The sequence below is a fragment of the Solibacillus sp. FSL K6-1126 genome (assembly GCF_038003445.1).
In the GTDB taxonomy this organism is placed as follows: Bacteria; Bacillota; Bacilli; order Bacillales_A; family Planococcaceae; genus Solibacillus; species Solibacillus silvestris.
Genome location: NZ_JBBOPD010000002.1, coordinates 61398 through 76825, shown reverse-complemented (window position 1 = coordinate 76825; position 15428 = coordinate 61398). Strand labels below are relative to the sequence as shown.

Sequence of the window (15428 nt, the reverse complement as noted above, 5' to 3'; positions counted from 1 at the left end):
TAAACTGGACAAAATAAACTTAAATAAAATTTAGGGTGATGAAGTTGAAAAAAATTTTTCCTCTTTTCTTATATTTATTAGGTTTCTTAATTTTGGGAATAAACGATGGACATGTTTCTGGAAATACAAACGATATTCCTCCACCTTTTGAGGAAATATATCCTGAAATAGGTTACAAATCGGTAGATGTTGCAGTCGACGATTTTGAACAACATTTTAATCAAGAGCTTATGTTACCAATAAGAGTACCACCAATTAGCTTTACGCATTACTGGGGCAGGTTTAGTGATTTAGATGGCGAAGCAAATGACACTCTTGAGGTTACATTTATAAGTGAACATTTTCCTAATAATCACTTTAAGATTGATGTGCGACCTATTCAACATAAAATCTCGTTTGAAAAGTATAAATCTAAAGAGATTCAATTAAAAAATGGGAATAATGCAATATATACTGGAGATTTATTCCCTGGTTTTAAATTGTTGATATTCGAAACAGTTCATTGGCAATATGTGTTTAGTGTTGATGAAGATGTTTCCGATGAAATAACACCTGAAATACTCGTCCAAATAGCAAATTCGATTGATTTCTAAAAATCCTTATTTAACTAACGTTTTAGTGAAACAAGTATTTATAACGTATACAAAACAAATCTAAATAACGTTCCCAAATGCAAGCTTGGTAACATTTCAAACAGCGACAAGCACTGTTAAATCAGTGTTTGTCGCTGTTTTTAATAGAAAATAACGCTCTGAGACGCTGCGAGAAATCATTTTAAAGAGGACTGCTCAATTCACTCGATCTGAATGGAGGTAACATATAAATAGAATCTCAATGAAATGTTACCAAAGGACGCTTTGGGGACTTTTTTCTTCAATTAACGAGATAGTAGCTCAACAATAAAATGGTATAATTTATAGTAAATGGGATTTTAGGGGGATTAGATGAATTTTAAGAAACCAGCAGGATTTGGCATAAGATTTGTAGCAAGTATTATTGATTTTTTAATTATTTCGTCAATATTTGGAATCGTATTTTACATGATAAACGGTAATTACTCTATCGAACAGACTAAAGAATTCACTTTTCAAGCATTATATACCTTGTATTTGACCATTACTCCTATTTTGTGGGGTGGATACGTAATCGGCAAGAAAATTTGTAAGGTTAAAATAAAGCGTTTTAACGATGATGAGAACCCTACAATACTCAATATGATTATGAGAGAAGTGGTTGGTAAATATATCATTGTATTAGCTACCTTTGGAATATCAGTATTGGTCAGTGGACTTATGGTTATCTTACGAGAAGACAAGAGAGCCATTCATGATTTCATTGGCGGGACTTATGTTAATAAAGAATAAATTTTTCTTTCACTAACAGATGCCCTAGTACAACAACGATTTATAAAACATACAAATCCATACAAAATAATGTTCCCAAATGGAAGCTTGGGAACGTTCGATCAAGCAGCTAATACAAAGTGTTAGCTGCTTGTTATTTAATTAGATTCCCAAACGACGCTTTGGGTGCATTTTCGTTATTCCACAATCAATTCATTTAATTGAATAAAGCTCATAAGAAATTTATGGTTAATTATGTTAAAATTCAGGAGAGATGGTGAAGAAGCGGTAGGTTGTTTAAGTGTGTTGTACTAAGTGTTCAACAATCGTTCCAGATGTGATAAACAACTAATTGAGGTGAAGAATGTATGAGTATTAAAAGTAAACTTGGATCACTAGTTATAACGGGTGTAATAGTTATGTCTATTGTATTTTGGTACGTGCTAAAAGAGCCATATAGTACAGAGCTGGTTGTAGATTCTTTGTGGGATAAATTCGAAGTACAAAGCACTTCAGTCGGTGATACTCTTCCGATTATATCGATAGATGTATTCGATAAAAATGATATACCCAAAGTTGAGAAGTATTTAAAATCCAAACTGTCTAAAGAGGACTTAGAGCATTATAGAATTGAAGTATTCTCTCTGTGGTCTTGAACTCCAAATATAAATCTTAATAACGTTTCCAAATGACACTTAGGGAACGAATACCCTCTATTCGATTGAATAGGGGGTATTTTGGTTGCTTGTGAACGATAAGTCCCCAAACAATGCTTTGTCGATTGCGAGAAAGATAACTCCATCGATTTTGTATTTATGGATTTACTGTAAATAAATAAGCTTAAAATAATTAAAAAACAAATAATATAACCAATCCTTGTTTTTAGCATTTTCTAATCACCTCACCATATTATCTGCTTTTACAAAGGTGTTATGCGTAAGATTAGTTGTTCAACTAAGAGGTGCTTAGTGCAGCAATGATTTATAATGTATACAAAATAGATCTAATAAACGTTCCCAAACAAAAGTTTGGGGGCATACTCAAAAGCCGTAAACGTTGCTACATGATATGCTCCCCATTAGGTAGACAGATAAAAAATAAAATCTGTTTGTCGAATGGGGGCATTTTTTTGTCTAATAAAACATTTTCAATAGATACTAAGATTTTGGCTCTTAAATATTTAGAGGAAGGTCGTTACTCGGTAAGAGAAATTTGTCGCATGTTTAATGTGAATGTAGCTAGATTATACGAATGGCGAGCTAAATATCAATTTGGGGGCACAAGCGCATTACTTCGTCCTGCGAAAAATAAAATTTACCCTCAAGAGTTGAAAAGAAATGCCATTGAAGATTACTTAACAGGTAAGTATTCAAAGCACGAGATTATGGCCAAATATGGAATCAGTGGTCAAAATGTATTCAACAGGTGGTTAAAAAAATATAATAGTCATAGTGATTTAAAAGACTCGAATAAAAGGGTGAGCCAAACTATGACTAAGGGAAGAAACACTACTCTAGAAGAACGAATTGAAATTGCGAAAACTTGTATAAAGAATCAAAAGGATTATAAAACAACGGCAACTCAACATAATGTGACTTACCAACAAGTTTACCAGTGGGTACGGAAGTTTGAAGTTGGTGGCGAAGAATCTCTTGAAGATCGCCGTGGGCGAATGAAATCAGCGGATGAACGTACACCAGAAGATAAATTACGGTTAAAAATCCAACAAATAGAACGTGAAAATGAAAGATTACGTGCTGAAAATTTACTTTTAAAAAAGTTAGAGGAAATCGAAAGGAGGCTTCGTTAAGTAAAATTCGTACGCAGAGTCATTATTTAGCTATTCAAGAATTAGCAGAAAAAGAAAAATTTCCGATTCTATTACTTTGTAAATTAGCTAACGTATCACGAGCAGCTTATTATAAATGGTTAAACCGCCAGCCAACATCGCAAGAATTGGAAAACAGACAGTTAGTAGCATCCATTAATCATTTATATAAACAAGTAAATGGTATTTACGGCTATCGTAGAATCACTATGACAATCAATCGTCAGCGCGAAAAAGAAGGCTTAAATAAAGTAAATAAAAAACGTATTTATCGACTGATGCAGATTTCCGATTTACAGGCAGTTATTCGATGTCGTCCAAAAAAGTACCGTAAGGTAACACCAGATTACACAGCTGAGAACGTATTAGCACGCGAATTTACGGCCAAAAAGCCAAATCAAAAATGGTGTACAGACGTAACTGAATTCCAGTATGGAAATGGTAAAAAGGCTTATTTAAGTGCGATTATTGATCTATATGACAAGTCTATTGTCAGTTACAAATTAGGACATTTAAATAATAATGATTTAGTTTTCAAGACCGTTAAACCAGCTATACGCCAGTTAAATCAAAAGGAGTTTCCTATCCTACATAGTGATCGAGGATATCAATATACATCAAAAGAATTCAAGCGAATCATAGAGAAAGCAAATCTGACACACAGTATGTCGAGAGTCGGCCGCTGTATTGATAATGGACCGATAGAAGCGTTTTGGGGGACTCTAAAAGTAGAGAAGTATTATTTACATAAGTTTGAGACGTACGAAGAGTTAAAACATGCGATTGATACATATATAAAATTCTATAACAACGAACGATATCAAGAAACATTAAACGGCTTGAGTCCTAAAGAGTTCAGGTCTCAAGCCGCTTAAAGCATTTTTATTATTTCCACTGTCTACTTGACAGGGAGCAGTTCATACATCAACGTTTACGGCTTTTTCATTAGAATATTTTCTATGCAGTATTTTAACAAATGGCTTAAACCCTGATAAAGCAGCGGTTAAGATTGTTCGGTTTGTTTCTTAATTTGCATAAAATCATGCATATTCTTAACGCAATCAGCGAATATTTTTAAATCCTTTAAAGATTTAGATTCAAGAATTTTAACTTCCAAAACAATATCGCTAAAATCAATATAAGTTACTTGATAAAGTTTCTTCGCCATTTTTATCACCTCAAGATAACAAATTGAGGGATAAGCAAAGTATTACTTTTTGGTAGGTGTAATTTTCCTCGATTCAGTATACCTATACTTTGTACACCACAACTTGGGAGGTAAATGATTCTTTCCCTAATAAATCTCCAAACCCTTGATATAATAACTATATCAAGGGTTTTATATTTATCTCATTTAATATAAAATTGAGATAAATATAATAATGGTGATAAAGGAATTATTTTACTCACTTAATGGAGGACAAAGCATCGGGAGAAATAATTATACGAAAAGAAGGTGTAAAAATTAATGAGCTTAGAAAAATATAGATTTGTAGCAAAAGAAGTCCTCATAGAAGATTTACTAGGCAACAACAAGTTGGAAGAAAAAAGAGTGGTTGTTATTGGGGTTGAGGATAAAGTCACTGGTATTATAGTTCCCCACCCTATTACACATTTTATTAGACAAAAATATCAATTCAAAGGTAAAAGCTTGAGTGGTCAAATGAATCCAGCTAGAGAAATAGTAAAATTCTTAAATTTTATCTACGAACAAATAATCCTCGGAAAACCTGAATTTGAAATGTTACGAGAGAAAGGACTTAAAGGATTACAACTCATTCACGGTTCCCGTTATATTACCCACTTATCAGAAAAAAAGATGGCATACAAATATGTTAAATATCAAATAGAAAAATATCTTATACGTTTCTATGAATACTTAACAGATATGGAATTAATTGAACGAGAAATTGAATTTGATACATATGTAAATAGAAATGGAGAGGAAGTAATTATAACCCCTTTTGATCATCCGAGTTTTGATACAAAATATCCTTCTACTGATAATCCAGTCAGAAACAAACTTAAAGATTTTGGTAACGAACCTGAAGAGAAAGACAAGTTAATTTGGGAATTCATAGAAGAGGCTCGGAGAGTATCTCCTGACATTGCTTTTGGAATTGCTCTTCAAATTTTTGGAGGATTACGAAGAGGAGAGGTTGTGAACCTAACTCCGGCAAATATTCCAACAGACTTTTTAAGTGGTTCTAATTATATTGCTGTTCTTGATAACCAATACCGTTTATTTAATCATCTCAAAGATACAAAAAAGGAACAAGTAAAAAGACCACGGCTCCAACCTGTATTACCAAGCGTCTACTTAAAAGAATTATACGATGATCATATGTTAATGAATTCGAAGGTTAAAAAAATAAATCCGTACGCTTTCTTCGTTGATGAAAAAGGAAGGACTATTTCCGGAGGAACTTACGAAAGGAAATTTGCAAAAGTCAAGTATACCTATATAGACAGATTAGCAGCAACTCCTGGCCGTTATTCACACTTTAAAATGCTTGCAGATTCTACCTGGGGTACTCATATTGGAAGAGGAATTTTTACTAACTATTTATTTAGTATGGACCTTAATGAAAAACAACTAGCCATTATCAGAGGAGATAAAAGCACTCAATCATCAAAAGACTATATTGATTACAGGAATGCGATATCCAATTTTGAAACGGCAATGGAGGTTTTCTCGACTCAAGAAACGTTGGATGTAGGGAATTATTTGTCTGAAAAATGGAATCCGGGGGTTTTTACGAAGTGACATTAATGATTAAGATAGGATTGGCCTTTAAGCATCTAGAAGAATACAAGAACCTTCCCTATACAGACCAGAAGGCAAGATTAGCAGCAAGGCATAGAATTACGGGTAAAATAAAAAGTTTGATTAATCTTAGATTAATAAATGGGGATGCTAATGCTAACGAAGTTGATATTGAATCGCTAAAAGAATATATAGCATATGAATCTAATATCATAGAAAATTATATGTCCCATAGAGAATTTGCGGCTGTACTAGGGATTAAAATTACAGATGATAGTATGAGAGGCCTTAGAAAAAGTATGAATAAGTTAGGAAGCAACTCTCCTTTTGAATGTATTGAATTGGGCTTCCCGATTAATCGTCAAACCCATTTTATTAGTAAATCATCAGTAGAGAGATTCTTCAAAGACTATATCCCAGTAGAAGAATTGAAAAGTAGGTATGCAGTATATCATAGGAGGTTTCAACAATTCAGCATTCATCCTTTATTCTTAGCAAAAAACAAGCAATTTATCACCAAGAGTGAATTTGAAACACTTGTTAATGATTGTGCATCAAGAACAGTTATCGACGACCGAGAATTAAAATTGCTTTCGGGTGAAGAGGACTTAGGTATTAAACGGTCTGATTATTATACCATAGAAGAGAGCAAACAAATATTATCAATAAAAAGCCAACGCCATTTCCCTTGGATTGTAAGAGATTATAATCTTGACTTTAAAGTTGCAAGAAATCGTAGGAAATACTTCAAAAAGGAAGATATAGATAGATTAAAAACTCTACAAAGTCAATTAAGAAAAAAATATATTTCAACTAAAGAAGCTGAGGAAATTGCAACTACTAATGGTTTGATTTTTCAATCGAGATTTATTAAATGTGAACCAATAGCTAATTTGCTCCGCCCTATTTTTGATGGGGATAGAGGGAATGTTGTTATGGCCCCAAAAGATGCTTTCAATAACTGGTTGGAAAAACGAAAAAAATCAGTTCATCTTGAAGTAGAAATGGAATCAAATTTTGAAACGTTTAAATATCGATTGGGCATCAAGGAAATAGACATTAATAAATTAGGGCCATTTACATCTCAAACCTGGTTGCAATACGTTGCAAGTAAATTAAATAGAACTAAGGCTAACAGAAAGACTCAAGAAAACTATATCAATCAGTTGGTTTATTCTACAGTAGATTTGATTAATCTAGTAAGTTCGAAAAAGAAACAAGAAATTTATTCGGTGTCTTCAAATGATGTTAATACTCTATTTAATGAAATTGCTGTTTTTCACTCTAGGATAATCTATTCCTATTTAAAAGAAGTGTATTATCAATTGAAAAGCGAAAAAATAGAATCCTTTAATTTCAATTATATTAATAATCCCTACAAGTTTGATCAAGAGTCCCGAGATAAATCAATATACGAGTATGAAGAGTATAAAAATATATATAACTACACAAAAGATATCTCTTTACATAAAGAAAGGACTATAAAAGATACTTTGCAGGAGATTAATATGGGGGGAAAACCAAAATATTTGGCATCAAGTTGGTTATATGTTCTTTTGCATTTGAATAATGCCTGGAGGCATTCAGATGTCGTTACATTTCCACGAGTGAATTTAAGTGGCACTCAAATTACTGATTTATACTGGATGCTTGAAAATGAGCTGAGTGATGAAGATGCTGATTATATAGTAAAACAAGTGTATCGAACAGAATTCATCATCTCTAAAACTCAGGTTAAAAATTATTTCTTCTGTTCTGAAGAATTGAAAAAACCCTTTGCTACAGCAATTGCCATATGTGAGCTAAGAATCAATGGACTTTTTCCTCTGAATAAATCGCTTATTAATTTTGGTAATAAGGATGAAGATTTTTCGAAGACTCGACGTAAATGGTTTTTTAAATTATATGAAGATGAAGAATTTCATTTTTCATCAAGAAAGATGAACAGATCCTTGCTGTCTTATATTTATGTGATATTGAGTAAAATCAAAAAAGGTTCTGCAGGATTGAAAGCTATCCAGAAAATGAGAGGTCACTTAAAACAAGAAACGACTAATATCTATGTGGATATTCCGGAAAAGGAGCTGAATTTCCTTACTAGGCAATTATTTGCTCGAGGTTCATTTGGCTTTATATACGATACATTTCTGGATGTTTTGCAAGGGGTTGAAATTGACAGAGAAAAAAGAACTACCGAAATTCAATTCTTAACAAACTATTTTGGCGATATCTATAAAATTGAAGAAATTGCAGGTTTTTTAAATGTCATTCAGAGTGATAGAAAATCAATCTTAGACCGTATTCTTTCAATGGGCTTAGAAGAAGCTTTGGAATTTGTGAATAAAATTGAAACTCATCAATTACCGAGCAAACAAGATAACGTTCAATGTATGGTTGCGGAAAGTGGCTGTGTAAAAAAAGGACAAGGTATTTCTTGTTTTGACTGTGCTTTTGCTATCCCGAACTATTATGCCCTCTCAGCCCTTGGAACAAGTCTTCAGGATAGGTTGAACAGCTATGTAGACTCTCAAAAGCCAGACACGAAAGAACCATACTATGAACAAAGAAAAAAGGCGAGATTATTTTATATACAATTAGACTTGTTTGCCCAAGCAATTAAAAGGTTTGGATTTGATGCATACGAGTTTATATCTGATTCTCGTGAAGAATTTATAATGCATCTTGACGAGATAGGCTCTTTAAGAGAGCAATATCAGCTAACTTAGGAGGGTTAATTAGTATGTTGGTAGAGAACTTGAGAGAATATATAGATTTAGATGCATTGTCGGAAGAAAAATTTTCGATTGATTTAAGTGTTAAAAGAGCGAAGGAAATCCTTGAAATTTTTCGAGAAGAAGATGAAATCTTTAGTGGTTTTTTTGAAGATGATATATGGACTTTTGAGAGGCATTTATACAAAGGACAAAGGCATTATTTAGATTTTTCTACAATAAATAATGCGGTTAGATTTCGTAATGATTGGGATTCCACATCTGTTGTTATTATTAAATGTTGGGCTGCTGAACTTTTGAGAGAGTATCATACGTCCTTAGTGCAAAAGAGATTATCGCTGCTAATTAAGGTTATCAAACAAACCGATTTTTTTAGTGCAAATAAGGTAAATGATTTTGCTGAATACTTACGGAACTTCACTCCAGCAGTTAAAAATTATTCTGAACCGATGGAGCCGAAAAAGGATCGGTATAGGATAGACACTGTTAGAGATATGGTAATCACAACTTTAAACTTTTTGACTTTTGCCGAATTGGACTCCTTTGACACTTACCATAAACCTTTGATGGATATAAAGAAAGGACTGCCGAGTGGCGTATTCGTAAGAGAGCTACCTAAAGGTAAGGATGTTTTTAAATTCGATTATTGTATCAATCGATACTTTGAAAGAGGTTTCAGTTCTCCTTCCAGACTGTTTTTCTCCCCTCTTTTATTATGGTGGAAGATAACAACTATAATCCCAATGCGTATAAGCGAGTTTTGTACGATTAAAAGAGAGTGTATTTCGCAGAATAACGGAAGTTATTATATTACACTCCCCCGTGAGAAAAAACCTGCTAGTCAACGGAGAGTACAAGTGGTTGATACATTGGAAATTACTAAAGAGATATATGATATGATCGATAAATATATCCGACTTACAAACCCATATGGGAATAGTAAAACACTGGTTTCCTATAAAACACTCATAGCAGTCGATAAAAGAGTGACCAATAGAACTTATCAGAAAATAGATTACGAATATTTTAATCGTAATAATTTTGACTCATTATTAAAACGTTTTTACAAAGATATTGTCTATGGAGAATACAAAAAGTCGGTAGAACGAGAGATAAGGCCCAACGATACTAGACATTTTGCATTTTGTGCTTTATTGATGCAAGGGATATCCCCAATTGAAATAGCTAGATTAGGTGGACACTCAACAATTGAAGCTCAGTATCATTATTCAAACCATACTGAATATTTTATTGATATCGAAGTGGATAAGCTAATCAAAAGTTTTAAAAGAAAAGATAAAGAGCTAAAAGGAACCACTTTTGAAGGTAATGAGGTTTCGTATAAGGATATCGAAAAAAGAAGCTATCAATTTCCCTCTAATAATACGAGATTACCAATGAAGATTGGTTTTTGCACTGATGAATTGCAGCGATGTGAAAGTGAAGAATGTATGTTATGCAAACATTGGTGGATTCACCCTGAAAAGTTAGTGGAAGTAAAACCGTTAATTGAAGCAAAGATTCGTGAAAGAAAACAAAAAATAGTCGAGATAGGAAACTTTTTGAAAAACTTAAACGAGAGTTTCACCACAGAAATGTTAAAACAAAACGAAGTACATCCCAATGCCTTTACTAAAATGGGTACCGAGGCTATATCTATTCAGGAGCATTTGGAAGAAATAGCTCGTTTGGAAATGTTGAAGGGAGTTGATGTAGATGAGTAAGGAGAAAAAAAGAAGAGGAAGACCGGCAACGATTTATGACGAGCCGGAACTTTATGCAATCATAAATCATTATAGAGAAAATGTTAAGCCCCACGGGGATATTGAATATGTAAAGTTGTACCGATATCATTTAGAACTACATAAAGAGCGTCCAGACATTTGTAGCAGAACTTATTCAGAAGACTTTTGGAGAAAGAAAGAACAGCCCGGACGAAAGGCTATTGATACGGCCAATGAAATTAGAACCGTAACTCTAGTGGATGGAAACAATAATAAAAAGGACATTCCGAATGTGGTAGATGTAGTTAACAAGTATTTAAAGAATCCAGAAATGTTAATAAAACATTTACAGCCTCTTGAAAATGAAGTAAGAAGAAGTGTCCAAAAAGAAAGAGAATTAAAACAGAAAAATTCCGAGTTGAAACAACAATTAGAGCAAGAAAAAGCAAAGCGAATAGATTTAAACGATAAAGTTAAAGAGTATCAGACTCTTCTTTTAAAATTGTTTTGTTATAGTGATAAAGAAGGAACACCCTTAGAAAACCTACTTGATCTGAATAATAAAAACAAACGGATTAAAAGAGCTTTAGATGAGGTGTTTGATACTCCTCAAGATTTTTATATGGAACTTACAAGCTTCCAACAACAAACAACTAATGATGAAATTAATAATGATAATATCGTATTTTTAACCGATGGTAAAAATAAAAAGGAAAGAACTTTAGCAGATGATTTTCAGGGAAGGTTTTAAATTGAAGCTTTCTAAAATATAGAAGATAAATGCAGTTTTATTATTCCACAATCGGGCCATTATATGTAGTATGATTCCGTATTCAATGTTAACAGGCATAGGACTTTACTTGGAGTGGTGGGTATAAGCCAACCAACATAATTGAATTAGTGTGCGTCCTTCTAGAAGTAGTTTTACGTTATCTTTTTTAATTCCGTAATAATGGGGTATGTATTTATGGTAATTAGAAAAAATAGAAAAAACGCTGAATGAGATAGGGAGAATAAACTAATGGCTTATATTTTATTAATTGTAGGCTTTGTATTGTTGGTAAAAGGAGCTGACCTCTTTGTTGACGGATCTTCCAATATTGCTAAACTGCTCCGGGTTCCGACTATTTTAATTGGGTTAACTATTGTGGCCTTTGGAACAAGTTCACCGGAAGCAACTGTCAGTATTATTGCAGCACTGGAAGGAAGTGCAGATGTTTCACTGGGTAACGTAGTTGGAAGCAATATTTTTAACATTACCCTTGTTGTAGGTGTGGCAGCTTTTTTATATCCTTTGAGAGTTGAAAGGGAGACCATTAGAAAAGAAATGCCATTTACATTACTCGCAAGTGTGGCATTGCTAATTCTTATGAGTGATATTGCATTGCAAGGATCAAATAGCAACCTGCTTACACGCAGTGATGGATTCATCTTTATATTGTTCTTATCCATCTTTATGTACTATGTAATTGAGATTGGACTAAAAAGCCGGGAAGATACAGCAGACGAACCAGTTCCTGAGGACCTCAGATGGGGAAAAAATATATTGATTACAATATTAGGATTGGCTGCAATTATATTTGGAGGGAATCTGGTAGTAGATAACGGTACAGAAATTGCTTACTCTCTTGGTATGAGTGAAACATTGGTGGGGTTAACGATTATTGCAATTGGAACATCCCTTCCTGAACTCGTCACTTCCATCTCTGCTGCACTGAAAAAAGAAAGTGAAATCGCGCTTGGAAATATTGTCGGGAGTAATATTTTTAACATCTTATTTGTACTTGGTGCCTCGGCTTCTATTTCCCCATTAGCAGCAAATGATAAAATATTTATTGATGTCATTCTTATGATTGTACTGACTATTGTGTTATTGGTTTTCTCAAGAACCAGCTTCATGGTCGGAAAGTGGGAAGGCTTAGTGCTTATCGCCACCTACATTATTTACTTAGCGTATATTATATTACGGAATTAATGGAATTTCCGTTCTATCTTTATAGGCAGAGACCTGGAATGTGCAAGATTGTTGGTTTACTGGAAAAATATGGATATATTAAAAACTACGTATAAGGGCTGAGATAGGAAAAACAGTTGGAAAGGCATTAAATAGATCATTGGAAGAAAATATTATATTAAACAAACAGGCACGTTGTCTTAAGAGCCTTGATTTGATTATTAATACAACGGGCGGGGTTTTAATCCCCCCCGACCTAATAAGCACTGAATATTAACTAAAGTTTAAATTGTCGAACGATGTCGAATAGACTTAAAAGCAGTAAGAGGGAACAGGAAAAGTTTATTCATTTATTAGAAGAAGTAGCCGAACTTCGTATAAAGAATTAGTAGAATAGTTTATTCAGCAATCGGGCCATATTGTGGAGCAACATTTTTTTCTTGGGGAGTGTTAGAAAATATGCAGAATTAACGATAAAAGAATGGCTATAAAAGTTTTTATGCAAATTGAAGATTATACCCAGCTGTATAAAATCCTTAATATCAAGGGTTTCAGCTGCCTGTATAAAATATCGTATAAATAATATGATACAAAAAAGTCGAGAACGCTGTAAAATGAACTGCTCCCTGTCAAGTAGACAGTGGAAATAATAAAAATGCTTTAAGCGGCTTGAGACCTGAACTCTTTAGGACTCAAGCCGTTTAATGTTTCTTGATATCGTTCGTTGTTATAGAATTTTATATATGTATCAATCGCATGTTTTAACTCTTCGTACGTCTCAAACTTATGTAAATAATACTTCTCTACTTTTAGAGTCCCCCAAAACGCTTCTATCGGTCCATTATCAATACAGCGGCCGACTCTCGACATACTGTGTGTCAGATTTGCTTTCTCTATGATTCGCTTGAATTCTTTTGATGTATATTGATATCCTCGATCACTATGTAGGATAGGAAACTCCTTTTGATTTAACTGGCGTATAGCTGGTTTAACGGTCTTGAAAACTAAATCATTATTATTTAAATGTCCTAATTTGTAACTGACAATAGACTTGTCATATAGATCAATAATCGCACTTAAATAAGCCTTTTTACCATTTCCATACTGGAATTCAGTTACGTCTGTACACCATTTTTGATTTGGCTTTTTGGCCGTAAATTCGCGTGCTAATACGTTCTCAGCTGTGTAATCTGGTGTTACCTTACGGTACTTTTTTGGACGACATCGAATAACTGCCTGTAAATCGGAAATCTGCATCAGTCGATAAATACGTTTTTTATTTACTTTATTTAAGCCTTCTTTTTCGCGCTGACGATTGATTGTCATAGTGATTCTACGATAGCCGTAAATACCATTTACTTGTTTATATAAATGATTAATGGATGCTACTAACTGTCTGTTTTCCAATTCTTGCGATGTTGGCTGGCGGTTTAACCATTTATAATAAGCTGCTCGTGATACGTTAGCTAATTTACAAAGTAATAGAATCGGAAATTTTTCTTTTTCTGCTAATTCTTGAATAGCTAAATAATGACTCTGCGTACGAATTTTACTTAACGAAGCCTCCTTTCGATTTCCTCTAACTTTTTTAAAAGTAAATTTTCAGCACGTAATCTTTCATTTTCACGTTCTATTTGTTGGATTTTTAACCGTAATTTATCTTCTGGTGTACGTTCATCCGCTGATTTCATTCGCCCACGGCGATCTTCAAGAGATTCTTCGCCACCAACTTCAAACTTCCGTACCCACTGGTAAACTTGTTGGTAAGTCACATTATGTTGAGTTGCCGTTGTTTTATAATCCTTTTGATTCTTTATACAAGTTTTCGCAATTTCAATTCGTTCTTCTAGAGTAGTGTTTCTTCCCTTAGTCATAGTTTGGCTCACCCTTTTATTCGAGTCTTTTAAATCACTATGACTATTATATTTTTTTAACCACCTGTTGAATACATTTTGACCACTGATTCCATATTTGGCCATAATCTCGTGCTTTGAATACTTACCTGTTAAGTAATCTTCAATGGCATTTCTTTTCAACTCTTGAGGGTAAATTTTATTTTTCGCAGGACGAAGTAATGCGCTTGTGCCCCCAAATTGATATTTAGCTCGCCATTCGTATAATCTAGCTACATTCACATTAAACATGCGACAAATTTCTCTTACCGAGTAACGACCTTCCTCTAAATATTTAAGAGCCAAAATCTTAGTATCTATTGAAAATGTTTTATTAGACAAAAAAATGCCCCCATTCGACAAACAGATTTTATTTTTTATCTGTCTACCTAATGGGGAGCATATCAAAAATTAACGTTTTCGACTTTTGCAACCTGCCCAAACTTTGATTTAGGACCGTTATTGACTTATTTAACTTCAATTACAAAGACATAACCCGAACTTCCCTTTTCCCAATTTGCAGAAACACTATAAATATAAACACCCTTTTCTTTTGGCACTACTAATACATTGTCATTTAATGGGGCATTTTCCGTTTCACCGTTACTAAGCCATAAAGATGCAGTCAACGTATTTTCTAGAGGTTTACGATTAAAATCTATTTTTAATTCAGCTTCAGGTGATACAATAACAGGTTTAAGTTCGTGATGTTTAATAATATCTGGTGGCGAAATCATATCAACACATTGTGCGTTAATAAGCCCACGCCAACAATAAGAACCTTGTGCCACTTTTACAGTATTATTTTCAATAGTTATGGTTGGTTTAGGTGGTTTAAGGTTAGATCCAAAATAAATCCCACCTACTAACACAACTACAGCTAATAAAGAAATTAATATCTTTTTCATACATTTCCCCCCTTGTAAACATAGACGTGTAGAATTCCCCTAATGTTACACATATCGCTTTGGGATGTTATTGTAAGCTGATCATAACCTTATAATGGCATTCATTATTCCACAGGCGCTTTTCTGAATTAGAAAAGTGCTTTATTCAATTATAGGGCCATATTGTGGAGCAACATTTTTTCTTGGGGGAGTGATGCAGATTTATTGCTTGTTGTACAAAAGTATATCTAAGGAGTGAATCAAATATAATTAGCACTTATTAATTTAAATAAATAAGAGC

12 protein-coding genes are annotated in these 15428 nt (G+C 33.5%); 9 read left to right on the top strand and 3 right to left on the bottom strand.

Translation table 11 applies throughout. From position 1 onward, the window contains the following. Positions 1-38 precede the first annotated feature (38 nt). The 4 genes from MHH44_RS21125 to MHH44_RS21110 all read left to right on the top strand — a co-directional run bounded on the left by MHH44_RS21125 (position 39) and on the right by MHH44_RS21110 (position 4046). Positions 39-593: a hypothetical protein gene (locus MHH44_RS21125; protein WP_340799585.1), complete on the top strand. Its 555-nt coding sequence runs from the start codon at positions 39-41 to the stop codon at positions 591-593. A gap of 351 nt (positions 594-944) precedes the next feature. Continuing rightward, positions 945-1364: an RDD family protein gene (locus MHH44_RS21120; protein ID WP_340799584.1), complete on the top strand. Its 420-nt coding sequence runs from the start codon at positions 945-947 to the stop codon at positions 1362-1364. A gap of 347 nt (positions 1365-1711) precedes the next feature. After that, a complete protein-coding gene (locus MHH44_RS21115; RefSeq protein WP_340799583.1) occupies positions 1712-1999 on the top strand; it encodes a hypothetical protein in 288 nt (95 codons plus the stop codon). 473 nt (positions 2000-2472) lie between these two features. Continuing rightward, a protein-coding gene (locus MHH44_RS21110; protein ID WP_340797534.1) for an IS3 family transposase occupies positions 2473-4046 on the top strand; the annotation gives its coding sequence in 2 pieces (ribosomal slippage) (positions 2473-3112 and positions 3112-4046; 1575 coding nt in all). A 128-nt stretch (positions 4047-4174) separates the two neighbouring features. Here the strand turns inward: MHH44_RS21110 and MHH44_RS21105 are convergent. Beyond that, on the bottom strand, positions 4175-4339 hold the full coding sequence (locus tag MHH44_RS21105) for a hypothetical protein (protein ID WP_340799582.1): 165 nt from the start codon (positions 4337-4339) through the stop codon (positions 4175-4177). A 300-nt stretch (positions 4340-4639) separates the two neighbouring features. On the opposite strand from MHH44_RS21105, the gene MHH44_RS21100 reads away from it, so the two are divergent. The 5 genes from MHH44_RS21100 (at position 4640) to MHH44_RS21080 (ending at position 12369) form a co-directional block, all read left to right on the top strand. Next, positions 4640-5938, top strand: a complete 1299-nt coding sequence (locus MHH44_RS21100; protein WP_340798694.1) for a site-specific integrase — start codon at positions 4640-4642, stop codon at positions 5936-5938. Next, positions 5935-8664, top strand: coding sequence for a hypothetical protein (locus MHH44_RS21095; protein WP_340799581.1), 2730 nt, complete (start codon positions 5935-5937; stop codon positions 8662-8664). The genes MHH44_RS21100 and MHH44_RS21095 overlap by 4 nt, the downstream gene beginning before the upstream one ends. 14 nt (positions 8665-8678) lie before the next feature. Continuing rightward, positions 8679-10394, top strand: a complete 1716-nt coding sequence (locus MHH44_RS21090) for a site-specific integrase (RefSeq protein WP_340799580.1) — start codon at positions 8679-8681, stop codon at positions 10392-10394. Beyond that, positions 10387-11145 (top strand): hypothetical protein, encoded by a 759-nt coding sequence (locus MHH44_RS21085; protein WP_340798691.1) that lies wholly within the window; start codon positions 10387-10389, stop codon positions 11143-11145. The genes MHH44_RS21090 and MHH44_RS21085 overlap by 8 nt, the downstream gene beginning before the upstream one ends. A gap of 270 nt (positions 11146-11415) precedes the next feature. Next, positions 11416-12369: a calcium/sodium antiporter gene (locus tag MHH44_RS21080; protein ID WP_340798690.1), complete on the top strand. Its 954-nt coding sequence runs from the start codon at positions 11416-11418 to the stop codon at positions 12367-12369. A gap of 639 nt (positions 12370-13008) precedes the next feature. Here the strand turns inward: MHH44_RS21080 and MHH44_RS21075 are convergent. Together MHH44_RS21075 and MHH44_RS21070 are read right to left on the bottom strand one after the other, a co-directional pair. Then, a protein-coding gene (locus tag MHH44_RS21075) for an IS3 family transposase (protein WP_340797534.1) occupies positions 13009-14582 on the bottom strand; the annotation gives its coding sequence in 2 pieces (ribosomal slippage) (positions 13009-13943 and positions 13943-14582; 1575 coding nt in all). A gap of 125 nt (positions 14583-14707) precedes the next feature. Further along, entirely contained in the window at positions 14708-15148 is a 441-nt protein-coding gene (locus MHH44_RS21070; protein ID WP_340798689.1) for a hypothetical protein, read from the bottom strand. Positions 15149-15428: the final 280 nt, after the last annotated feature.

Excerpts from the sequence above, each read along its gene's own strand:
- MHH44_RS21120 (WP_340799584.1), top strand. The coding sequence starts at position 945 with ATGAATTTTAAGAAACCAGCAGGATTTGGCATAAGATTTGTAGCAAGT.
- MHH44_RS21115 (WP_340799583.1), top strand. The coding sequence starts at position 1,712 with ATGAGTATTAAAAGTAAACTTGGATCACTAGTTATAACGGGTGTAATA.
- MHH44_RS21105 (WP_340799582.1), bottom strand. The coding sequence starts at position 4,339 with ATGGCGAAGAAACTTTATCAAGTAACTTATATTGATTTTAGCGATATT.
- MHH44_RS21085 (WP_340798691.1), top strand. The coding sequence starts at position 10,387 with ATGAGTAAGGAGAAAAAAAGAAGAGGAAGACCGGCAACGATTTATGAC.
- MHH44_RS21090 (WP_340799580.1), top strand. The coding sequence starts at position 8,679 with ATGTTGGTAGAGAACTTGAGAGAATATATAGATTTAGATGCATTGTCG.
- MHH44_RS21100 (WP_340798694.1), top strand. The coding sequence starts at position 4,640 with ATGAGCTTAGAAAAATATAGATTTGTAGCAAAAGAAGTCCTCATAGAA.
- MHH44_RS21125 (WP_340799585.1), top strand. The coding sequence starts at position 39 with ATGAAGTTGAAAAAAATTTTTCCTCTTTTCTTATATTTATTAGGTTTC.
- MHH44_RS21080 (WP_340798690.1), top strand. The coding sequence starts at position 11,416 with ATGGCTTATATTTTATTAATTGTAGGCTTTGTATTGTTGGTAAAAGGA.
- MHH44_RS21070 (WP_340798689.1), bottom strand. The coding sequence starts at position 15,148 with ATGAAAAAGATATTAATTTCTTTATTAGCTGTAGTTGTGTTAGTAGGT.